At 53.6% G+C, this 22,394-nt stretch carries 23 protein-coding genes and 2 pseudogenes; 14 read left to right on the top strand and 11 right to left on the bottom strand.

All coding sequences use genetic code 11. The features are described from left to right. Positions 1 to 28: 28 nt before the first annotated feature. Positions 29 to 628 carry a hypothetical protein gene (locus BW934_RS13495; protein ID WP_234969828.1) on the bottom strand — a complete coding sequence of 200 codons (600 nt, stop codon included), beginning with the start codon at positions 626 to 628 and terminating at the stop codon, positions 29 to 31. Positions 629 to 974: 346 nt separating this feature from the next. On the opposite strand from BW934_RS13495, the gene BW934_RS13490 reads away from it, so the two are divergent. The 4 genes and pseudogenes from BW934_RS13490 to BW934_RS13475 all read left to right on the top strand — a co-directional run bounded on the left by BW934_RS13490 (position 975) and on the right by BW934_RS13475 (position 4,741). Continuing rightward, positions 975 to 1,292, top strand: coding sequence for an AbrB/MazE/SpoVT family DNA-binding domain-containing protein (locus BW934_RS13490; protein WP_076348983.1), 318 nt, complete (start codon positions 975 to 977; stop codon positions 1,290 to 1,292). Further along, complete coding sequence (locus tag BW934_RS13485; protein WP_076348981.1) at positions 1,289 to 1,696, top strand: PIN domain-containing protein; 408 nt, start codon at positions 1,289 to 1,291, stop codon at positions 1,694 to 1,696. The genes BW934_RS13490 and BW934_RS13485 overlap by 4 nt, the downstream gene beginning before the upstream one ends. Before the next feature lie 21 nt (positions 1,697 to 1,717). Next, positions 1,718 to 2,689, top strand: coding sequence for a site-specific integrase (locus BW934_RS13480; RefSeq protein WP_076348979.1), 972 nt, complete (start codon positions 1,718 to 1,720; stop codon positions 2,687 to 2,689). Positions 2,690 to 2,942: 253 nt separating this feature from the next. Beyond that, a pseudogene (locus BW934_RS13475) lies at positions 2,943 to 4,741 on the top strand (IS1634 family transposase). 616 nt (positions 4,742 to 5,357) lie between these two features. Here BW934_RS13475 and merB read toward each other — a convergent pair. The 9 genes and pseudogenes from merB to BW934_RS13430 all read right to left on the bottom strand — a co-directional run bounded on the left by merB (position 5,358) and on the right by BW934_RS13430 (position 14,242). After that, entirely contained in the window at positions 5,358 to 6,017 is a 660-nt protein-coding gene (merB, locus tag BW934_RS13470; protein WP_076349025.1) for an organomercurial lyase MerB, read from the bottom strand. A gap of 25 nt (positions 6,018 to 6,042) precedes the next feature. Then, complete coding sequence (gene merA / locus BW934_RS13465) at positions 6,043 to 7,707, bottom strand: mercury(II) reductase (RefSeq protein WP_076348977.1); 1,665 nt, start codon at positions 7,705 to 7,707, stop codon at positions 6,043 to 6,045. Between the two features lie 51 nt (positions 7,708 to 7,758). After that, positions 7,759 to 8,088, bottom strand: a complete 330-nt coding sequence (locus BW934_RS13460) for an ArsR/SmtB family transcription factor (protein WP_008340868.1) — start codon at positions 8,086 to 8,088, stop codon at positions 7,759 to 7,761. 423 nt (positions 8,089 to 8,511) lie between these two features. Then, the gene (locus BW934_RS13455) at positions 8,512 to 9,207 is read right to left on the bottom strand and encodes a cytochrome c biogenesis CcdA family protein (protein WP_076348975.1); all 696 of its coding nucleotides are present in this window, start codon (positions 9,205 to 9,207) and stop codon (positions 8,512 to 8,514) included. Positions 9,208 to 9,219: 12 nt separating this feature from the next. After that, complete coding sequence (locus BW934_RS14860; RefSeq protein ID WP_143232666.1) at positions 9,220 to 9,645, bottom strand: hypothetical protein; 426 nt, start codon at positions 9,643 to 9,645, stop codon at positions 9,220 to 9,222. A gap of 405 nt (positions 9,646 to 10,050) precedes the next feature. Next, positions 10,051 to 10,566, bottom strand: a pseudogene (locus tag BW934_RS13450) (transposase); the annotation flags it as partial. A gap of 230 nt (positions 10,567 to 10,796) precedes the next feature. Then, a complete protein-coding gene (locus BW934_RS13445) occupies positions 10,797 to 11,627 on the bottom strand; it encodes a helix-turn-helix domain-containing protein (RefSeq protein WP_076348973.1) in 831 nt (276 codons plus the stop codon). 1,004 nt (positions 11,628 to 12,631) lie between these two features. Next, positions 12,632 to 13,414, bottom strand: coding sequence for a ParA family protein (locus BW934_RS13435; RefSeq protein WP_234969825.1), 783 nt, complete (start codon positions 13,412 to 13,414; stop codon positions 12,632 to 12,634). 213 nt (positions 13,415 to 13,627) lie between these two features. Then, a complete protein-coding gene (locus BW934_RS13430; RefSeq protein WP_076348967.1) occupies positions 13,628 to 14,242 on the bottom strand; it encodes a hypothetical protein in 615 nt (204 codons plus the stop codon). A gap of 207 nt (positions 14,243 to 14,449) precedes the next feature. Here BW934_RS13430 and BW934_RS13425 point away from each other — a divergent pair, with 207 nt between their 5' ends. From BW934_RS13425 to BW934_RS15500, 10 genes are all read left to right on the top strand, one after another. Then, positions 14,450 to 14,767, top strand: coding sequence for a hypothetical protein (locus BW934_RS13425; protein ID WP_076348965.1), 318 nt, complete (start codon positions 14,450 to 14,452; stop codon positions 14,765 to 14,767). Between the two features lie 15 nt (positions 14,768 to 14,782). After that, on the top strand, positions 14,783 to 15,151 hold the full coding sequence (locus BW934_RS13420; RefSeq protein ID WP_234969823.1) for a hypothetical protein: 369 nt from the start codon (positions 14,783 to 14,785) through the stop codon (positions 15,149 to 15,151). A gap of 15 nt (positions 15,152 to 15,166) precedes the next feature. After that, positions 15,167 to 15,517, top strand: a complete 351-nt coding sequence (locus tag BW934_RS13415; protein ID WP_076348961.1) for a hypothetical protein — start codon at positions 15,167 to 15,169, stop codon at positions 15,515 to 15,517. After that, positions 15,514 to 16,278, top strand: coding sequence for a hypothetical protein (locus BW934_RS13410; protein WP_076348959.1), 765 nt, complete (start codon positions 15,514 to 15,516; stop codon positions 16,276 to 16,278). Before BW934_RS13415 ends, BW934_RS13410 begins: the two co-directional genes overlap by 4 nt. After that, on the top strand, positions 16,247 to 18,220 hold the full coding sequence (locus BW934_RS13405; protein WP_076348957.1) for a VirB4 family type IV secretion system protein: 1,974 nt from the start codon (positions 16,247 to 16,249) through the stop codon (positions 18,218 to 18,220). The genes BW934_RS13410 and BW934_RS13405 overlap by 32 nt, the downstream gene beginning before the upstream one ends. Then, complete coding sequence (locus BW934_RS13400; RefSeq protein WP_076348955.1) at positions 18,217 to 20,337, top strand: hypothetical protein; 2,121 nt, start codon at positions 18,217 to 18,219, stop codon at positions 20,335 to 20,337. The genes BW934_RS13405 and BW934_RS13400 overlap by 4 nt, the downstream gene beginning before the upstream one ends. A 65-nt stretch (positions 20,338 to 20,402) precedes the next feature. Further along, positions 20,403 to 20,939, top strand: coding sequence for a hypothetical protein (locus BW934_RS13395; RefSeq protein ID WP_076348953.1), 537 nt, complete (start codon positions 20,403 to 20,405; stop codon positions 20,937 to 20,939). Then, on the top strand, positions 20,936 to 21,451 hold the full coding sequence (locus BW934_RS13390) for a hypothetical protein (RefSeq protein ID WP_076348951.1): 516 nt from the start codon (positions 20,936 to 20,938) through the stop codon (positions 21,449 to 21,451). The genes BW934_RS13395 and BW934_RS13390 overlap by 4 nt, the downstream gene beginning before the upstream one ends. Positions 21,452 to 21,507: 56 nt before the next feature. Further along, positions 21,508 to 21,768 carry a type II toxin-antitoxin system Phd/YefM family antitoxin gene (locus tag BW934_RS13385; RefSeq protein WP_076348949.1) on the top strand — a complete coding sequence of 87 codons (261 nt, stop codon included), beginning with the start codon at positions 21,508 to 21,510 and terminating at the stop codon, positions 21,766 to 21,768. Beyond that, positions 21,749 to 22,018 (top strand): type II toxin-antitoxin system RelE family toxin, encoded by a 270-nt coding sequence (locus BW934_RS15500; protein WP_008338917.1) that lies wholly within the window; start codon positions 21,749 to 21,751, stop codon positions 22,016 to 22,018. Before BW934_RS13385 ends, BW934_RS15500 begins: the two co-directional genes overlap by 20 nt. On the opposite strand, the gene BW934_RS13375 is transcribed toward BW934_RS15500, so the two are convergent. Continuing rightward, positions 22,015 to 22,257: an SHOCT domain-containing protein gene (locus tag BW934_RS13375; protein ID WP_076348947.1), complete on the bottom strand. Its 243-nt coding sequence runs from the start codon at positions 22,255 to 22,257 to the stop codon at positions 22,015 to 22,017. The two genes, BW934_RS15500 and BW934_RS13375, sit on opposite strands and share 4 nt — an antisense overlap. Positions 22,258 to 22,394 lie beyond the last annotated feature (137 nt).

Here is a 22,394-nt window from a genome sequence, read left to right as displayed (position 1 = left end):
AGCGTTCGCGCTTCGGCAGGCCGATTCCTTATACTGTGAAAATCCTCGCGCGTATCTCCGGATTGCACACACAACCCGGCGGATACAGGGCTTCACGAATGCGTCGCAAGCTGCCCGCATGAACGTTCATTCGGTACGAATCCTTCACTCGACTCACCCGTGTATTCCGCGCCCCAAGCGCAACGAGAAAGTCGTGACATTCCGGCACCAGCGGCCCTGTGAGCGTCAACCGGTCCCGTCCTGATGGATCCTTGCGAAAATGGCTATGCGTGTCGATGTACCCGCGTACAAAATCGACCGTCGGTCGAAACACAGGTTCCGTTTTGCAGGCATGCTCATATGCGCAGATGAGATCTACGTCGTAACAGCGCAAGTACAAACTCGGTTTGCCGCGGTTGACAAGCGTGGCGGAAGATCGACGCATGAACGAGCGCAAGAGCTCGATCTGTGAGGTATCATCCGACACAAAGCGAAGATACCATCGCCCGCGTTTGTCGCGCACCACCTTCGCGCGCGAGAAGAGCGCGCCGAAGAGATAATCCGGGATGGTCGGATAACCGTGCAGCGTGAAATACGCTTGGAAAAATTCCTCCAGAACCCGCGACCAAGTTCCGTAGCGCTGAATCACATGGTCCGGCGGCTCCGTTTGTCGTTTTCGAGCTATCCGTCGATAATCCGACACTTTAGGAAGTCGTCTCTTTTCTTCCCATACACGAGATAAGATTTCGAATACAGGGTCATCAGGCTTCATGTGGCCAACTCCTCGCGACGTGTCCACCTTGAGTGTATCGGATCGACGGACGGGGTTCTAGGCCAACATTACGCCATTTTTGATGTCCGATAATCGGGCATTATCGGACATCATTTTACGATTTGTGATTGTAAGTTATCTTCAGCATCGTCGTGCGATCAGGACCTCGGAAGACGTATAATACATGCAAGCAAATATCCGCTTGGGGAGAAGGTGTGCAAAAATGATGTCAATCGTCAAAGTGTCACCCAAATATCAAATCACAGTACCAAGCGAGCTTCGGGAAGCACTTGGTCTGCAACCGGGAGATAAGCTCCTTTTTCATCAAAAACCGAATGGGGAAGTGGTGATTCGTCGTATCCCTCGAATATCCGCCCAGCAACTCGCAGGGTCGCTTGCAAGAGCATCAGGTAAAATGATTCCATATGTCCCACTCGAAGAAGCGAGGCGAATTACGTATGACGAACTTGCTCAGCGAATGGCGAGCGAATTACAGCAGACAGATTCGCCATCTTCAATCGAGGGTGGTGATGCAAAGTGAAATCCGTTTTGTTAGACACTAACGTAATTCTGCGTTTTCTACTTGACGACCATCCCCACCATTCGCCAGCAGCTACGAACCTGTTCATGAAAGCTGAACAGGGTGAAATCAAGTTGGTCATTGATCCGATGATTGTGGCGGAATGCTGTTACGTCCTGGAGGGAAAAGTCTATCAGTTTTCAAAGGAGCTCATTGCCTCTCACCTGATCCCCGTCTTGACTCACGAAGGGGTCCAATGTGAAGCCCTCATGACGGTATTAGACGGTCTAGACATTTACGTCGAACATCGATTGGATTTTGCCGACGCCTACCTCATTGCGCTGGCTCGGAATCACCGTTTTGAAGTCGCGACATTCGACAGGAAGATGACTCGAATCGAAAACGTGGTTTTTCAAGACCTCTGAGGTTGAAGGAGCGATCGCATCATGCAGGAAATCATGGATACTAACGCATCCTCCACGATACACGTTGGATTGACCGAGTTATCTGCAAGCGCCAACAAGTATGTTCTGAACTCTAAAGCACGAAATACGGTTCGGGCCTACCAATCCGACTGGCGCTCGTTCTGCACCTGGTGCGACGAACGCCACCTCTCTTCCCTGCCCGCCGAGCCGAAGACGGTAGCGCTCTACCTATCCGACATGGCTGATCGAGGCTATCGAACCAGTACGATCGGGCGGCATATGATTTCGATTGGTCTCGCCCACCGAACAAAAGGCTTCCCCTCCCCCACCTCCGACGAGACGGTGCGAGCGGTTTGGCGTGGCATTCGCAATACGCTTGGTGTGGCACCTCACGGGAAACTTCCTATTTTAGTAGAGGATTTGCGCCGAATGCTTCAACACGCGCCAAACGACCTCATGGGTCTGCGAGATCGGGCACTTCTGTTGATCGGGTTCGCCGGTGCATTCCGACGCTCGGAGATCGTGGCTCTGAATGTCGAGGACGTCGAGTTCGTGCGTGAGGGGCTTGTGATCACCTTGCGCAGGAGCAAGACTGACCAGGAGGGCGAAGGTCGGAAAGTGGGCATCCCCTATGGATCGTTCATCGAGACCTGCCCGGTGCGTGCACTGCAAGCGTGGCTGACCACGACGAGCATTGAATCCGGGCCACTCTTTCGCCCAGTGAGCAAAGCCCACGATGTCCGCGACGCGCGCCTGTCTGACAAGACTGTGGCGCGCATTGTGAAGAGATATGTTCGACTGATAGGACTCGATCAGCGCCATTATGCTGGACACAGCCTGCGCGTCGGCCTCGCCACATCAGCGGCGATGGTAGGCGTATCGGAGCGAGACATCATGGCACAGACGGGACATAAAAGCCCGATGATGGTGCGGAGATATATCCGAGATAGCAACTTGTTTCGATCAAATGCGGCGGCAAGGATTGGGTTATGATGGTTGTTTAGTATATATGTGTTCCACATTTACTTTGGTATACGTATATAGTGTACCTTTGTTTCACTCCGACCCCTTGATCTCAAGTTTGACAGTAAGACGCCTCATCGGAACGTCGGAACCGCGCTACGGCGCGGTTTTTTCGGTGTTTGGGGGCGTTTTGTTTCCGAAAATGTAGGTCAAACTTTTTTCGTGTAATCGTTGATACATAAGGATCTATGCACTATGATTGTGGATATAAATATTCGCGGTGGTGGTCCCCTTGTTCGCGCAAATTGTATCCACAAAGAAGCCCGACGGTAAGACCTACAAGTATCTCCACATCGTTGAGTCCTACCGCGAAGGTCGGACGGTCAAGAAGCGGCGTGTCGCAAGCCTGGGCAACATCAGCCAATATTCTGAGCGCGAAATTGAACAGATTATCCGGACCCTCGAGTCTCTCCTACAGCATCGCACCACCGGTTCGCTCGAAGACTTCGACGTCCAGCAGGTGCTCCATTTCGGCGTTCCGTATGTGGTGCAATTTTTGTGGAACCAACTCGGGCTCACCGAGGCCATTCTGACGCCTTGCGTGACCGCGAGGTCACCTTTGACGTCGCGCGGTACGTCCAGGCCATGGTCATTCATCGGCTCGTCGATCCCTCGAGTAAGCTTCGCCTCTTTCACACGCTGGACGATCTCTACCTGCCGGACTGGGGCGGGGAACCGTGGCAGCTTCAGCACTTCTATCGAGCGCTCGACTACCTCGTGGACATCAAGCCTCAACTGGAACGTGTGTTGTACGGGCGACTGACAGACTTGCTGAACTTTAGGCTCTCGTTGGTTCTGTATGACCTGACCAGCACTCATCTCTACGGGCACGCCTGTCCCCTGGGAGAGCATGGGTATTCCCGCACGCATCGCCCCGACCTCGAGCAGGTGGAGCTTGGGCTCCTGGTGACCCCAGAAGGCATCCCCATCACCCACGAAGTGTTCGCAGGCAATGTATCCGACAAGCAAACCGTGCCTGACATCTTGAAACGTCTGAAAGAAGACTTCGCGGTCGAGCAGTGCGTGTTCGTGGGGGACCGTGGCATGCTGACGGAAGCGAACATGGCCCTGATGGCGGACGCCGGATTCCCCTACATCGTCGGATTTCACAAACGTGGACGCATCGTGAGCGACGCGTTGCTGGAACAGTTTGCGGACATCCACGCCTACCATGAACTGAAAGACAACTTGCGCTACCTCGAGGTGCCTGCCACAAGCGTGGACGACGTCGAAAGGGCGGAAGGCGTCCGCTACATCCTTTGCTACAACCCGGAGAAAGCACGTCAGGATGCCGCGTTTCGAGAGAGCGCGCTGGAGGAGGCTGAAGCGGGTCTGAAAGCCTTGGCGGAGAGCTTGGCGAAACCGAAACGCGGGCGAAAGCCGACGGACAAAGGCGTCATGCTCAAGGTGGCCGACCTGTTAACCCGAAAAGGGGTGGAAGCGTTCTTTCAGGTCGACTACAAGAACGGCATCCTGACGTATCGGCGCGATGAGGACGCCTTGAACAAGGAAGCCCTGCGCGACGGAAAGTTCCTGATTCGAACCAATACGGATTTGCCAGCAGCGGATGTGGTCCAATCGTACAAGACGCTGATGGGGATCGAACGAGCGTTTCACCAGATCAAAAATTTCCTGGATGTCGGGCCAGTCTATCACTGGAATGAGCGGCGGATTCGTGGGCACATCTTCGTCTGCGTGCTGGCCTACCTCTTCGAGCAGGAGATGCAAGTGCTCTATCGCCGCCAATGGGCCTGCGACAAGGCAGCGGCAGAACGCTTTGCGTGCGTTGAGGATCGAGCCAACATGCTCGCCGAACTCGAGTCGCGGTGGTACACCGGCGAAGCCATCGTACGGGAACTCAGACGCTGGAAAGCGGTACGCGCCACGTTCTTAGACAAGGAGTTCGTCAGCGTGACCAAAGCGACAGACCAAGTGAAGACCATCCTCGCGAACTTGGGCATCCCGACACCGAACAAGACCTTGTCGGTGACGAAAGCCTCATCCACGACGCGGACCGAGTGACGGCACAAGATGCCACAAGACAAATCGCTCTCGAACGAGCCCCGCAGCTACGCGGGGCTAACGTGCGTGTGGTGCAAACTTGCCCCTACAATCCGCGTCATATCAAGAGGACTGTCAAACTTGAGCTTAACCTGATGATTCGAACGAACACTACCGAAGGGGCGTGATCTATCCACACAGCAGAAAAGGATTTTTATGGAATACGTTATCTTTCACGAGAAGTGTGCGTCGTTTTCGCTCGCAATGGAATCCGTCATTCTGCAAAAGGCTCACACAAAAAATGCATATAATTATCATCGGAAAATGTATAAAAATATTGTTTCAAACGTTCATGCACACCCATTTCATCTATCAACGCTACTTGACCTGGGTAGGATGCGGCCGAAAGCATGGCGGAAATCCCGGCATACGATGCACACCAATTACTAGGACATGAAATTTGGTCACTATCACGCTACAACAACTCGGCACTTCATTATCATCTCCCGATATCCCCCAAACGACCCGCAGGACGTGTTAGACATACTGTCCCCTTGGATGAGAAGATGAAATCGGTTGGGCGGCTGAACGAAGAGGCGCGTATCCCCACCAAATGCCCAACTTGAACTACTCATTACTACACGTCGCAGCATGACTGCATATCGAAACCATTCTCAAATTGTCTTCCCAAGAGGCGACCGAGCTCAAAAGCATCCTCTACGGATACCACACTTGCCCCTGGATGTTGGTCTAGCCATTTCTGGGCCTTGCTAGCTGAGCTAAAATAGTGAACCTCATTACAAAAAGCCGACCTGACCGATGACATATCATCCGGAGTCACAATCGACACGACGGCCGAGGAAGGAACGACGCTGACAATGCGTTCAGGTTCCACCGTCAATCGTACGGGCGTTCCGGAGCTGTGACACGGCGACTCGATGTAGGCCGAACGACCTATGAGTTGCGGGAACATGAGTGTGTCAAGAGCGCACCAGGTATAAAGTTGCTTCTCTTCCACCCAAAAGCGATGAGGAGTCGGGACGAGAGTGAGACCACATCCGATAACCCGGCCTTGTTCGTCCAGTTCAACACTAGGTAATGCGGAAAGCGTGTCCCGGATCTCGTCAACAGATTTGCCCGTTTCGGATGCAATGTCCTCAACGGAAACGGGCATACCTCTCGTGATCAATTGTAGCAGTGGACGCATAATCCACTTCAAAGAACGTGTTTCTCCTGGCTGATCGAACGATTTGGCAAGCCGGTACGCAATGTTCTGAAACTTGGTTTCCACCTTCATCATCTCCTGCTTTTCATTGTCCTTCTTATCCGGCACAGCACGACAACTTCGCCACATCCTTGTCAAACGTCAGTGTCGCCAGCTTTAGACCTTCTGCCATGGTTAAATACGGCGCCAGCGTCGAATTCAAATCCTCAATCGTGAGGCCAAATTTCACAGCGAGAAGCGCCGCATAGATCACATCACCTGCATTTTCAGCTACCACATGAGCTCCCAATAGCTTTCTGCTAGTAGCATCAGCTACCAGCTTGAATACGCCGTTCGTTTCCCGATTGGCCAGCGCCCTTGGCACTGCATCGAGTGGCAGCACAGAAGTCAGCACTTCATAACCCGCTCGTTTGGCCTGTTCCTCTGTCATACCCACTGTGGCCACAGAGGGATGAGTAAAGGTTACCGCCGGAACTACCGAAAGATCCGCGCGACGTCTGTTCCCGCTCAGGGCGTTTTCAGCTGCAATAGCTCCTTGATACGCCGCCACATATACAAACTGTGGTCCCATCGTCACGTCGCCGGCAGCATAGATATACGGGTTGGATGTTTGCAGATACTCATCAACCAACACTTCACCCCGTGGACCTAGCTGAACATTCGCAGCTTGTAGATTCAATGAATCCGTATTCGGTTTGCGTCCAGTGGCCACCAGCAAAGCCTCTGCCTCAATAACCTTTTCCTCTCCGTCTACGGTGATGTAAACACGTTTGACGTTGCCTTTCTGTTCTACGCGTTGAAACGTCGCCCCTGTAATGATTTCAATCCCTTGTTCGGTGAACGCGCGTGTGATAGCCTCGGATATTTCAGAATCGTACGATTTAAGCACCCGTTGCCCTCGCTGCATAAGCACAACTTCGGATCCCAGGTTATGAAGCCATTGACCTAACTCCATCGCGATATAGCCCGAACCAATGACAGCTAAGCGCTTTGGAACTTCACGCAATTCCAAGGCCGTTGTACTGACAAGGTAATCCACATCCCGCAGCCCCGGAATGTCAGGAACATCCGGAGATGCGCCTGTGGCAATGAGAAAGAAACGCGCCGAAATCCGGTTTCCGTTCACTTCTACGGTCCGCGGGTCCACAAACCGTGCTTCGCCACGAATCATCATGAAGCCGTACTCATCAATGAGGTCTATATACTTATTCTGTCGCAATCGTTCGACGAGTTCGTTTTTCTGGTTCACCAGCTGTCCTAGATCGACTCGTCCCGCACTAGTTGCAAGTCCCTGGAACGGATGTTGCATCGCCAAGCGGTTAATTTCACCCGCGCGTAGCAGGGTCTTGGATGGAACACAACCGATGTTTACACATGTTCCGCCGATCGTCCCGCGTTCAACCATAGCTACTTTCGCGCCATACGAGACCGCTTGAATGGCTGCCGAAAAGGCCGCTCCGCCGGAACCAATGATGAGCAAGTCATAATCAAATTGACCGTTCTGTTCAGTATCACTTTGACCCTGTCGCATCCAAGTAAGGGTTGCATCTCCGGGTTGATATCCGGCCTGTATCACCGCTTCTCGAGCGTCCATCAGCCGATTGAGATCGTTCAGAGAAAACTTGGCTTCTCCTCGCCGAAAGTCTGCAGTGATATCTTCTGCACCGATGTTCTGTAATGCACGAACGATATGACGTTCACAGTCGACGCATGACATTCCCTGAATCTCAAGTCGTATTTCATTCTTGGCCGAATGCCTCATCTAATGTTCTCCTCTACGTTAAGGTCTACACACTCGTTTCGTAGGCATGGGTCATAGTTTGGTGCACGTCTGGATACGATCGGCATTGTCCGCCACGATTTCACGAGCCAGTTCTATCAGAGTGCGGACTCTTTCATCCGAAACCTTATACCAAACGTATTTCCCCTCTTGGCGCGCAGTTACATACCCGCACCACTTAAGGCAGGCTAATTGATTCGATACCTGACTTTGTGACGCTCCAGTTTCTTCGACAAGTTGACTTACCGTTCGCTCTCCATCCAACAAAATCTCCACAATCTTCAATCGGGTTGGATTTGACAGGCCGTGAAAGAACTTTGCATAGATCTCTGTTTGACTCTGCGTCATCAACATTTTCGACATGCGCCCCCCTGTTCCCAAACAGTCCAATCTCTATGTGCCCCCTCGAAATACCGTGATCATTGAACTTGAAGCCTAATTCCTGTCCTTTTCGTCGAGATGAATGTTTATGTGAGATGGCTTTGGAGAGCAGCAATCCATGTCGCGATGATGATCCTGCCTAGGAACACAACAATCCATGCTCCGGCGATGCCTTCCACGTACGAACAACACTGAAACTATACCAGCGATCACCAGGAGCATCCCCCCCACAATCCAATACTTTGTGATACCTGCAAAGACAGCTCCTATCCCCGTTGCTCCAAGCAAAGCTACGAGCGCCGGTCCACCGCAGCAGATGAGTGGCATGATCAGTAACGGAAGGATAGACCACACATCTCGACCACCCGTATCGTTTCCCTGGTCCTTCATCTCAGTCACCACCCCTTACAAATGATGTTTCAAAATCCAATAATCCAAAATATACAGACCTGCCGCGATCATGATCATCCCGCTCACCTTTGATACCCAAGGTAGTATCTTCTTTAACCGGGTCCTTACATATGCTTGAGAGATCATCGCTAATACCGACAGTGTCACAACAACGAATCCCATCCCCAGGGAGTATAAAATAAAATGAAGGATTGCCTCACTCAACCGACCGACGATGACCGACTGAGATACCAACACCAGAAATACAGGGAGTGCGCAACCTAGAGACGCGATGGCATAAAGAATGCCATATATGAACATGGACCAACCCGAACCTCTCCTCAAACGACTCCCCAGATTGCCCGTGTACTTCATGGTGTTGATTTCGAAAGTGCGCCCCCGTAACATCAAGGTTCCCATCACAACAAGGAGTACGCCAATACCCGTTGATAGCCAAGGTACAAGCTGATATAAAACTTCCCCCACTGCGGAGATTGCAAGACCAACCGAAACAAACACCGTCAAGAACCCAAGTGTCATCCAAGCTCCGACAACTGCGCCACGCACCCCACTTCGCCAGTAGGAAGTATCGTCCGAAGCGCTATGACCCACTAAATACGACACGTAAGACGGCAACATCGCAACCCCGCAGGGATTAAACGCCGCTGCTATCCCAGCCACAAAGACAAGCCCAAGATTTGTCGCCCCCATCGCATCCTCCTATCAGGAATGTGCTTGGTATCCTGTAGATTCAAGTATTTCCGTTTCGATCTGTGACGGATTTGTTTTTTTAGCATCGTACCAAACTGCCATATGCAAGCCTGGACCAGCTATTACCTTGACCACACCAGGAAGTTGCATGATCAACTGTTGGAAGTCAGCGCCGGACAATGGAGGACAGCAAGATTCAGCGGGCTGAAGAACAAAAGTGATCTTCTGGTCCGATACATGCGCTTTTGAGACTACACTCACGCTCGAATCAGCATGGACTTGTGAACCATTGGATGACAATGAATGTGCATCGTTCGAACCCGATGAAATCTGTCCGACTGTACTGGAATTTTTGGCAGTTTCTTGGGACAGAGGCTCAGTACCACAGCCTCCAAGAAGCAGAATGGCAGCTAAAGACGCGATAACAAGCTTCTTCACACGCATCACCACCGATTATTTTGATATTAAGATTATATGATATGTTGATTATGGTCAACCCCACTCACAATGTGGCCCATTGTCAAGTACTCGTATATGAAGACCTCACCGTATGAATTCGTTAGGCATTCTTCAACGAGGACATTGGAACTCGCGAAACACACGCTTGGTTAATGACTGGCCCGTATGGACAGTTTCCCGTCGAGTGGCGGAATTTCGCCGTGCGTGTCTTATGTGTGACATTATCGGCTTTGACCCTTGGCGAACTTTATCGACCTCCGTCACGCTCCGTCAAGGGACGCTTCGCTCGTCCTTTGGACGCCCTTAACGGGCGTTCGACGGTCGATTTTCATTCGTGAGGGTCAAAGCTCGGTGTGCATGGTCGCATCACCTCGCCGTATGCGCCTATTTGTGCAACCATGCCGCTGCCGCAAGTTGGGGCTGATTCGGTTTCAACTTGGCCATCCACTCCAAGCTGAAGTACCGCCGTGCCACCATCCACCCTTCGTGCTGCTTTTGCAAAATGGTGCCTGCGAGTCGTAGCACGGCCTCACGATTGGGGAAGAGGCCTACGACGTCCATCCGCCTCCGCATCTCCCGATTCAGACGCTCCAGCGGATGGGTCGAGCAGATCTGCCGCCAGTGTTCAAAGGGCGGCGCCATGAACGCCAATACGTCGTCTTCCGCATCGGATAGGATCTCCATCGCCTTCGAGAATCGTCCCTTCAATTCGCCCACGACGCGCCGGAGTTGCTCGTGAGCTGCCTCCTGGGACGATTGGGCAAAGGTCGTCCGCAGGATGGATGCGACCATCGCCTGCTCTTTCTTCGGCACCTGACTCAGCACGTTGCGCAGTGCGTGCACTTTGCATCGTTGCCAGGAGGCACCCGTGAGCACCTCGGCAATCGCTTGGCGCAACCCGCATGTGCGTCGGTGAGTTTGGAGCGACGGCACACCTCAGTCAATCGCTTCGTTCCGCGCCGGTTCTGCACTGAAGTACCCATTCTCGTTTAGCTGCAAAGATCTCTCTTAGACGATGAAGGAAGTGCAATCCACCCTTTACCCGGTATTCTTTTTCCACTCGGTGATATGACATCTCCGTCGCCCGTAGTTTCGTGCTGGCTTGCAGTTATAACCCGTATTCAAGGAGTTCAGGGAAACAACTTGTAGAATTCATTGTATCTAGGGTCTTTGTGTTTTGTTGCCTTCTCGACTCGCACTAGACCGTTGCGAAGAACAGATCCGATGTAGCCTGCTGGAGATTTGACACCCTCTCTAGTAGCGAGAGAAGCTGCCTCAATCACCTCTTCTGGCGTCGCGATTTGTAACCAGTTGAGCAGGGTCTTCTTTTGAGCTCTTATGCCTAGCTGGATCAACGCTTCATTTACGGTCTCACACACTTCCTCAAGTGCAGTGTTAGATGTCAGGTGCTCACTGTTGCTGGTAGCCAACGTGGCAGCTGCTTGGCCCCGTGTGTGTATGTAGGTCTTTGTAAGTGGATCTTGATCTATAGATCTAACTTCTCGTCCGTCTGGCGACATACGTCTGTCGTGTGGCGACATAGGTATGTCGTCTGGCGACAGGGGTGTGTCGTCACGCGACATAGGTATACCGTGTGGCGACATAGGTATGTCGTCTGGCGACATACCCCCTCTAAAAGCAACGTCATCCGGGTGAATCACGGTGTAGAGATTGCTGTAGTATTCACCTGTCTCTTCGTTTCTCCGGTGTTCTTTCACTAGGAGGCCTGCCTGTTCTAATTCCTTAATGGCTTCTATCGTTCGGGTACGACCAAATCCGATAGCTTTAGCGATCGCGTTATAACCCGGAAAACTTTGTCCTTCCCCGTCGGCACAACGGCAAAGGAAGATGTAGACGGCTTTCGCGTAGCCGCTGATGTAGTCGATGTCGTAGATACTGTTGGGGCAGCGGAACCAGTTTTCAGACCAGCCTTTGCGGACTTTTGCTGGGGTATAAGCCATATTCGTTCCTCCTTGGAGTGGAGGACGAAAAAACACTTTCCTTCGCGAAGGAAAGCGTCCCATTATTCTCAGGCTGGGGAAGCCAGCACGAGGGTTGCGCGGTCTGTTGTTTTTGGGTATACTTAGACCACACAAGTGTTCATGGGACGAGAAACTCCGAGAGGTTTGGCCGCCGTTCGGAGTTTCTTTATTTTTTCGCCCTTCCCTTACTGCTAACAAAATGTAAAAGAGACCAGACGCCGCGTTCTCAGCACAAACGTCTGGTCTCTGCGTTGTCCAAATGTAAGAACATACGACCAAAGATGCCTACGTACCTAGACATAAGATCTGTCGCATGTTATACTACTCGCAGAAATGTCCCAGCGTTGTGCGAGAACGCTTGGTGACAGCCCTGGTGGAGTGCCCGCTCTACCAGGGCTTTGATTTTATCGTTCAACTCATTGAATCTCAGCTGTGATGCTATCTATACAAGTACCACATTGATACTCGATTTCCTTCGCTGTTGATCGGTATTCTAGCACAAACCTATTCGACTGTGAACAAGCGTTTTCGACAGAGGCTAGTCTTCTAACTCCAACTGAGTTAATCCTGCTTCTAGCAGCTCGTTGATGAACCTCGTCTTGAATCCCCTGCTGTGTCTTGCAGAAGCTCGTTCCAAGCGCTCCATGAGGTCTTTCCGAATGAGAAACGTATGCTTGGTATACAACTCGTCGTAACTTGGGCGTGATCGGCGTTGTTCTTCGAAGGCTCGAATTCGTGCGGCGATATCAAACGAATTGTCTGTTGTACCGGTGTTGTCCGTGGTGGTTGTAGTGGACATTGGTGGATAAACGACTTCCGACGTATGAGACATAGTTTCTTCGTGGAGGAATTCCGTACGAGTTTTTGGTGTACCTATATCATCCGCATTTGAGGTTTGCCCCATAAGTGTGTCAATGACCTCAGACTTGTGGGGTGGGGTCTCTGTCCGAGATGGCATGAGGCTTTCGAAACGCTTCTTTTTGTCAGCGGCTGACACGGGCTTTCAACTCCTCCACGAATGATTCATACATGGCGATAGCTTCTCGGTCGGCCTTGGTTTGAATTCTTATCCCTTCCACTGAAAATTCGATGATTCGAGATTTGCGCCGAATCACTGTGTCGAAAACGAAGTCCTGGTACTCCTCGCGGACGCGTTCTGTAATGTAGTTCCCAATGGCCGTTCGAGCATCAAGCAACGAGATTAAAATGCCAGCAATTCGAAGGTTGGGATTTACACGTTGTTGTGCAGCCTGAATAATCTCCATGTACCGGTCGAGAGCATCGTACGCGAAAGGTTCGGATTGGCACACGACGACACAGTAGTCAGATGCACATACGCCGTTTAAGGTGAGTCCTCCGAGGTTGGGAGGGAGGTCGATGAGAATATAGTCATAATCGCTCTTTACAACGTCGAGCGTGTTTTTCAGAATCACCATTTGCTGAGATACGTGAACTTCCGTGTAAATCCATTTGTCGAATTGAGACAAAAAGTCCTCTGCCGGGAGTAAATGCAGATTGTCTGAGATGGAGTGGATATAGGGCCGCGGGTCTCGTTCTTTGCATGCTTCTAAACTTGTGCGATGTACGAAATCGTACGGGCTTCGTTGCGTCAAAAGTTGCGTAAGGTTGCCTTGGGAGTCAAAGTCGACTGCGAGAACCCGATGGCCTTGTTCTGCGAGAATATATGAAGTGAGTGCAGTGGTCGTAGATTTACCTACACCACCTTTTTGGAGCCCTACACTAATCGTGCACCCCACACGTTCCACCTCCGTTCCTATCCTACGTCACACAAGTAAGTGTGTAAAGTTTAGATTCTATGTATTTGAATATAGTGTGTAGTGTATATATAGGTACACCAAAACGTATACCTATTTGTTTGTGATAGAAGTAGGTTAATGTAATACGTGATTTGCACTATGGTTTACCCACTACATCCAAGGTGTTCAACCAACACATATGGATGTAGTGGGGGCATATATTTACCTATTCAACGTACTTAGTTCATGTTCTCTTGCGTGTTCGTCGTGCCTGTGCATTATTAGCTCCGTCAACATAGAAATTACCGTTCCTGGCTCCACATCATGTTCTTCCGCGACACTGAGGAGCGCATAGAACGTGCCTACTGCACTCTCCACGATCTGTTCGGGAGTCACTTCGTACTCTTCCGCCAAGCGCAACACGACATCAAGCACGCTTGAGGCCACCATCCACTCGACAGGTTCCACGAGTTCGTACCCCTCGTTACGTTCGGCGATCGGATATTCCTTCTCGCCTGCGACGATCTTGCCGCCTTTCAAGTACACGTGAAAGGTCTGATGCGCCACGATGAAATCTATGGGCAAGTTCACGCGGAAGTGCTGCAATAGCTGCACCAATGCACGCGAAGCATGACCCACATAATCGGCGCGGAACGTGCCAAAGTGATAGACGGCCTCCGTCGTGAACACCGTGACGTTCGTCACTCCGTCTTTCGTCGAAACGTCCACGGATTCAGCTTCTTCCTCGATGCCAAGCGCGAACGCAAGTTCCTCGTCGTTCGTCCGATACTCGCTCCACACGTGCTTCACGCGGTCCACGTATTCAACTCTCTCCATATCTGGCGTCTCCCTTCTCAGTGGCTTAGTGGCTATGGACACAAACTATCACGGACTCGCTGTAGCGGCGCGCCAGGATTACGCCAGAGCCAAACCGCGCCTGATTCTGCTCGTGGCGAAGGTTGGCCTAAAGTTGGCGCAAATTGTTCTGTCTCTTCCTGTACGCTCGTGCCATCAAGACCAGTCCAAGCGAGGGGAGGTGAGGGTATGGCGAGAAGCACGGCGTCGAATGTGACGCAAACCATCACCCAGCTTGGCTTTGCGCCGGTGAATCCCTGGGCGCTTCTGAATCGGGTGACAAGCGGGTTTGGCCATCTCATCGAGGTCGTTTTCGCTTGGGTCTACTTCTTGTCGGAAATCGGGGTGCTGGCGGGCGCGCTCGTGTGGCTGGTGGGTTCCATCGGGAGTCACGCGCGGATTAAACGCACGGGCGCGCACATCACGCTGTACGCCATCGTGGGCTTTCTCGCGGCCGTGATTCTGCCGGGCGTCATTTTGGCCATTGATTCGACCTTTCAGCGATAGGAGGCATGCATGTCCATGAAGCGATGGATCACTCAGGTGGGGAAAAGCTTGTATGCGGGAAGCGCCGTCTTGGCTGCGACAGCCATGTCAGCGGAAGCAAGCACGAGTGGGATCACAAATCCACTCTCCAGCAGTTCGTCGAGCGTGAGTTCTGTGCTCAACCAGGCGCTCAGTTGGCTGGACGATGCGATTTTCGCGGTTGCTGGTGCGCTGTTTCTGTTCCATCTCTACAAGGCCATCATCGGTCTGATGGCAGGTTCCCATCACGCACAACGACGCGAGGAGGCGAAAAGCCACCTCGTTTGGGTGGCCATATCGGGCGTCATGCTCGGGGGCGGCGCGATCTTGGCTGGCGCGCTCTACAACCTCGGCAAGAGCTTTTAAGGAGGGGGCGCAGCAATGCTCGAAGTCCACTCTCCGATTCCCATGACAGAAGGCGAAACGCTCGTCTTTGGCATTCGCACGAAGCACATCGCGCACTTTTCCATCGGGGTCTGTCTCACGGCCCCGATGGCCGCGCTTGCGTGGTTCATCCTCCCGCTGCTCCATGAGCCCAGACTTCTTGTGCTCTTCTTGTGGGGAGGAGCAGGTCTCGTCTTCGCGGTGGTGCCCGTCGCAAATCGGCCGCTCGCCGAATGGCTGTGGCTCTCGTTCCGTTACGCCAGACGGCCCAAGCTCATCCTCTATGACCGTGAGTTCCGGGTTCGCGTCCATCGCAAGCGCGCAACGGAAAGGTGGGGAGCTCCGTGAAGTTCATCCTACTGGGCGCGGTCCTTGTGGTCATGTTGGTCATCCTCATCCTGCGAGATCGTCGTAAGCAACAAGGACAACGGCGGCGAAGCAAACGCAAAGTCACGCCGTCGCTTCAAGAGTTCTTGCCGATCGAGGGGTTTCACGAGTCGGGTGCGGTCATCGTCAACGGACGCTTTCGGCGGTTGATTCGTGTGGGGGATCTCAACCTGTACGCCATGTCGATGGACGAAATCGTGGCCGTGCGCGAACGGTTTAAGGCGATGCTCATGCGCCTCGACAACCCGTTCCAGATTTCCGTCCAGGCACGGCGTGCGAACTACACGGATTTCGTGGCCTTCGCCGAATCGACGATTGACGATGCGGTCAAGGCCTATGACAATCCGGCCTTCGCGGCGTACGCGGAGGCCTTGAAGGACTACCTGCGGGAGGAAGCGCTAAAGCCTCGCACAGACCGCGAGAATCTGATTGTCATCGGCGTGTTGCCGAAAGTCGGCGGGGAGGACGAGAAAATGCAGCTCGAGCGCTTGGCACGGGAACAGTCCTTCGTCGAGTCGGGACTATCCGCCATGGGGCTGCCATACGACGTGCTTGAGCCGGTGCAAGTGGTGGAGGCTGTGCAAAACTTCTGGAACCGAGAACGGGCGGTCAGCCAGCGTTATCGCGATGCGGTGATGCGTCGGACGCATGCGCCGCGGGTGGATGGCCTCGACGTGGAGGTGAGCGACCTTGTTCGCACGCAAGAAGGAAAAGAAGCATAAGCGCTGGTCGTGGTTGCGGGCGCATTTGCGACGTCAGAAAGAAAAGCGCGTCCTTGCGCAAGATCCGAGTGTCATTGGGGAGCACGCGCCAACGCTCCACGATCTCATGACACTCGCCGATGGGATAGAGATGCGCGCGAGCGAGATCTACGTATCGCCAAGCGGATATACGAAGACGTATTACGTCACGGGGCTGCCTTCCACCGTCCATTTCGGGTACTTTCAGCGCTTCTTCCGCGTTGGGGCAGACGTGCACATCTCCTTACACGTTGAGCCTGCGGATTCCGCGGTGGCCATGGCCAAGCGGACGAAGCTCATGACCAAAATCGAGGCCGAAATCCTTGCGGAGCAGAAGGCGGGCACCAACAAGCAGATTGCCTTCCTCCAACAGGAGTATCAGCTGCTCGAAAAAGAACGCGAAGAGCTACGGCTTGGCCGCGAGCGCATCTTTTATGCCACCATCATTTTGGCGGTCAGCTCGCCGGATCGACAGGAGTTCGAGGCCGCCTGTGAGCGGATTGAGCGGGAAGGCTTCGAGGGGTTCTTGCTTCGTGAGGCCTTCAAAGAACACGACCTCGGCTTTCGCTCAGTTGCCCCGATTGGCGAAAACGCCCTTCGTCATCCCATTGAGATGACCGCAAGTGCCCTTGCAAACAGCTTCCCGTTCACCAATGCACGCTTTTCCCATGAGTACGGCGTGCCGATTGGCGTCGACTGGTCAAGCGGTCACTTGAACCGGTATGACGCCTGGCATAAGAAGCTCGTCAACGCGAATGCGGTCATCATCGGCAAGGCGGGTTCCGGTAAGAGCTTCTTGGTAAAAGGCCTGGTGGCCCGCTCAGCGGCCATGGGCATTCGCCATGCGATCGTCGATTACGAGGGCGAGTACACGCCCATGGTGCAGGCCCTGGGCGGCGTCGTCATTCGCCTAGATGAGCATTCGCCCTACAAATTCAATCCGTTTGAGCTCGAAGAGGAAGAGGAAAAGCAGGCGGACGGGACAATCCGACGCTTCGTGGACGTGAAAGAAAAGATCAGCGACATGGAGCGCCTGATTGTCAGCATGGCGCATCTGCACGCTGGGCACGATCTCCTCGACTCGTACACGCGAAACGCGATTAACGACATGCTCCAGGAGATGTACGAGCGGGATTTCGGGTTCACATCCGACCCGGAGAGTTTGTATGAGCGGCATGAGACGTGGCAGCGGGACGCAAAGGGAGATCGCCTCGTCCGGCGGGTGAAGCGGCCTCAGCCGCGATTCTCCGACTTCTATGCGAAGCTCGAAACTCGTGCAGCATCGGATGCACGCTTGGAAGAGTTGGCGATGCGTCTGCGTCGCTTCCGCGAAGGCGGCACCGAGGGTATGTTCGACTGCTATTCGAACGTCGAACTGCAAGACGTGCCGGTCGTAAGCTTTGACCTCTCGCATCTGCCGGAGAAGTCCATGGCCCGCCTCCTCGGCATGCATGTCGTGCTCGAGTGGATCATGGAAAAATTCATCAAGAAGAACGTCCACCTGAAGAAGCGCGTGATTATTGACGAAGTGCAAAAGATGCTCGAGCATTTCTACCACGCGATCTTCATGGAGGACGTCTTCCGGCGTATCCGCAAGCGTTCGGGTTCCGCGGTCGCTGCCAGCCAGGACTTCCGCAAGTTCGCGGAGAGCGAGCAGGGCCGGGCTATCCTGCAAAACTCTGACACGAAGATTCTGCTCCGCCAGGACAAGCTCGACAAGGAAGCGGTCATTGAGAACTTCGGCCTTGAAGAGCACGAATTTGAAGAGCTCATCGGATTCCGCGATGGGCAAGCCCGTTGGTGGGTGGGCGGCGAGGTGTTCTACAACCAGATCATCCCATTTGCGGGTGAGTTTGAGCTTTTCACGACGCGGTTTGTGCAGTCGGATGCGGAACTCGCCATGCAGCGGAGGTGGCTCGCGTGAACTGGTTCGCCGGGCTTATCGCCAATCTCATCAACGCTCTTGCCAACGGGATTCAGTCACTGTTGAATCACACGGTCGCCGCGGGGAACAACCTGGCGCCGGATGTGATGGGGAACATCATCCTGGGTGGGTACTTTCACAACGCGTCAAGTGCGCCCAGTTGGGGTACGGGGAGCTTTTCGGATGTCATGGACGCGCACGCCGTGGCGACGCTCGAACCTTTTGCGACGGCGTTTTGGGTATTCGGTTGGTCGTTCTTTCTCATCTCGGTGTATCTGCTAGCGGTGCAGGTATCAGGCGCAAGAGAGAGCGCCGTGCAACGAGAACGCATGAAACAAGGGGTCATCGGCCTTGTGGTGTCTGCTCTGCTCATCTGGCAGGGCCAGCACTTGGCGCTTCTGGTGACCGAGCTTTTTTACTACGCGAGCGACTATTTCTTGCACCTTGGCGCGCCGCAAAAATGGACACCGCTTAGCACGAGTGGCGGTCAGGCGCTCTTGAACAGCATCGTGAACTTCTTGCAGGCGCTCCTCGCGTTCATCGTGTGGATCGTGTACGAGTTCCGCGAGGTGTTCCTGTACGTCTGGATGCTTTTTTTCCCGCTCGCCATGGCGTTTTACGCGAACGACAAGACGCGCGGCATCACGAAGACGTGGTGGGTCGAATGGGTGTACCAGATGGCGGTGCCCTTGGGCCAAGCGGTCGTGTACGGGGTGGCGAGCGCGGTGGCGTCCCCGGCCAGTGGCACGGCGCTCACAGCGGAGGACGTGTTTGTGGCCCTGGCGGGGACGATTGGGCTGCTGTCGTCCGCGGTCTACGTGCGCAAGCTGATCGATGTGGTAGCCCAGTCATTCGGAGCGTCGCTCATCGGCTCAGATCACGGCATGCGTTGGGGCAACCTTGCGATGGTCGGAGCGTCGGCTGTAGCGGGAGACCTGGCCGGCAAAGTGGCGGTGTCCGGGTCGGCGAAGGCCACGGGCGCGACGCTTGGGAAGATGGCGCATGCGATAGATAACACGGTGGGACGTCGATTCGCACAGAAGGCCATCGAACGACGTCCCGAGATGTACGCAGGCACGCTCAAGTCGGGTGCGTCGATCGAAGACGTGATGATGCAGAATAAACTTGGTTCGCAAGGAGACGTGTTGCATGCAAATGGCGCAGGGTTGGAGACAAGTAGCAGTCGAACCTCGGTCTCCAGAACTGGCACCTCTTCTGGGAAACGTCATGAATCGTACACGGTCGGTGCGCTGGCGGAGGCAGCGCGGAGTGTGAAACAGGGAATTGCGCAAAGCCATGCGGGACTTTGGCTTCGAACCTCATGGCGAGGATATCAAAACGAAGGGGGCGCGACGGCCGAGATCATGCGCCGTGCCGCGCATACTTCCGCACTGGTCGCCAACTATGCGAAACGTACATGGGGAGATAAACCATGGCTTGGCAGACCCGTTACGGGGATATCCAACCTGACAGCGGGTTTGGCGCAAAGATACCAAGTGCATGACAAGAATCGTGCTGAGCGATTGGAAGCCCTGCGCGCGAACTTACGCGAAGTTGCGGAACTCAATCAACTGAAAACGCGTCTGCCGAGCCTTGCGAGTGAGTGGATGAATACCACAGGTCCAAGCGCAGACCCCCAGTCGGGTACGACATCTCCTGCGAACGTAGCATCTCCCAGTTCGCATTCGAGCGCGTCAACCACTTCGTCGGGTACGGTTAGTGGTGGGAGTGCGATTGGACAGGCGCACGCGCATATGCAACTGCCCTTATCGCAGGCCGAGAAACGGTATGAGGCTGCGAAAGCGCAATGGCTTGCCGAGCTTCGACGTTCGGGCTTCGATTCGTCGACAGTTCAGTCCTTGCTGCAAGAAGCGGAGACCAAGTGGGAGGATGGCAAGCACCTTCGCGATCAAGGCACGTGGTCGCCCGAGGCAAGGCAAGCGTATCGGGAGGCCTTCACAGCGTACCGGCCTGCGATGCTTGACCGGAAGGCGCGAGAAGCCGTGCAAGCCGGGCGCTTAGTGCTCGAGAAGCCGAAGGATCCGCATAAGGTGCAAACAGAGCGGAGCAAGGCGTTCCTGGATGACGCGCGCAACGCGCTCATGTATCGGCGATAACTTAGGTCTGAATCACGCTACGTCCGTAAACACGCCATGGTATGCTGGGATACGAGGTGATCCACATGCATCCAGGCGTGTTTTTCATGCATCTACGACATCTGTTGCCCTGGTGGTCGCCGGCCATCATCGCATGGTACGGGACATTGTTCTTTTGGGCCATGGATTATCCGCACCGTGCGGTGGACGAGGCACCCTTTGAATTCTCGGAGCCACCATCTCAGATTGTGAGCTTCTGGTACGCGATGTTCATTTGGGGATGTGTCTTCTTCTATGCCATGTGGTTTGCACTTCCTCATACCGGCACAGAGTTTCTCGTGGACTTCTTCACGGTGCCGTCCATCTTGATGATCGTAGGCTTCTTTCTCTTGAAATGGTTCATGAGTTTCATTGACTTTCTCGATAATACGGATCCGGGCGGAGGAGCATCGAAAGGCCTGACGTATAGCGAGTGGCAGATATTCGAAGCGCGAAGACGAGTTCGGGATAAGAAACTTGCGGTACAGCGTGCGCAGGAGTCTGTGATACCTGAGTTACGCCGAGCACGACTCATCGTATTCCCCGGCATGAAGGACGAATCGAAGCGAGGTGACCGTGCATGAAAGGCTTATGGCACTTCATCCATCACTGGTATCTCAAAATCCCATACAGCCCGGCTGAAGCGCATCTGTTCCGCCACGTATGGCACATGATCCCGTTTTGGATGCCAGGCTTCATCGCGTTGAGCATTGTGCCGGCCGGTTATATCCTCATGATTTTGCTCAGCGTGCTCTTCTCGGGATTCGAGTGGTTCAAGTACGAGAAAGCACTTGAAGTCATCAAGGAGCGTGGTCGGAAGTATTCGTACTACGGCCTATGGCTGGCTTACGCAATATGGGCTCCGCTTCCGTGGCCGCGCGCAGCGACGTTCGGTTGGACGGTGGTCGGATGGTTTACGATTCGCCACTTCTGGAAGAAGCGGCGTCGGCGGATCGCGTGGATGTCCACGCTCGACAAAGCGGACCTGGCGCTCATGCCCGGGTGGGCGGAGTGGTTGGAGCGGCAACAGCGGATTGAGGCGGTGTTGGATAGGACGCTACCGTGGAGGAGAGCGAAAACAAACAGGGCTTCCTGAGCATATTGTACAAAATGAACAAAATGAATAAAATGAATCATGAGGGGTGACGGATTATGAGGACTGTGAACGCAACCGACGTTCGGCACCAGCTAGGAACGTTGATGAGCAGCATTAAAGTGGAACCTGTACTCATTGAAAAAAACGGCAAGCCGATTGCCGTGATGCTGTCGATAGAAGAATTCGAGCGTTTGCAAGAGCTTGAGGACTCGTGGTGGGGAGAACAGGCGAAAAAGGCTGCTGAAGAAGGGCTTCTCACCGAAGAAGAGACGAAAACGTGGCTGATGGAGCGCTTAAATGAAACTGCGGATCACTAAGTCTGCAAAGGATTTTCTGTCAGAACTTCAACCCAAAACGTTTCGACAGGTTGTTATGCGGATTCTCGACTTGCTATCCAATCCGTATCCACATGATGCTAAGCAGCTCAAAGGATACGATTACTTTCGCGTGGACATCGGCGAATATCGAATCATATACTCAGTAGCCGATGACGAAATCCATGTGTTGTTAGTTGGGAAGCGAAACGACGACGAAATATACCGTCGTCTAAAGCGCAAGGAGCATTAGTCCGATAATTTTCGTAGATCCTCCAGTCGTTCAAGGTATTCTTCCCGGCTAATCTCGCCACGCGCGTATCGTTCGCGGAGAACTTCCACTGCGCGGTCATAAGGTTCATGCTGACCATAAGAGCCAAACGGCTTCATGCGGAGAATCGCCCAAATCACAAGGACAATCGCCGCTAAGAGCATGAGGACGGAGAGAAACCAGTAAAGGCCCATCATGCCAAAACCATAGCCGCCCATCATGCTCAACACCCCTTAGACCGAGACGAATGTGCTATTCTACGTGCAGGGGACACACCCCACCAGTGCATGCATCCGCGGCCGCCCCGCTGTGAGGCCTTGCAGCGCTTGCAAAGGGACTTTGCAAGCAGAGGGGGTGG

The sequence above is a fragment of the Alicyclobacillus vulcanalis genome (assembly GCF_900156755.1).
Classification (GTDB): Bacteria; Bacillota; Bacilli; order Alicyclobacillales; family Alicyclobacillaceae; genus Alicyclobacillus; species Alicyclobacillus vulcanalis.
This window is presented reverse-complemented; position numbering and strand designations above follow the sequence as displayed.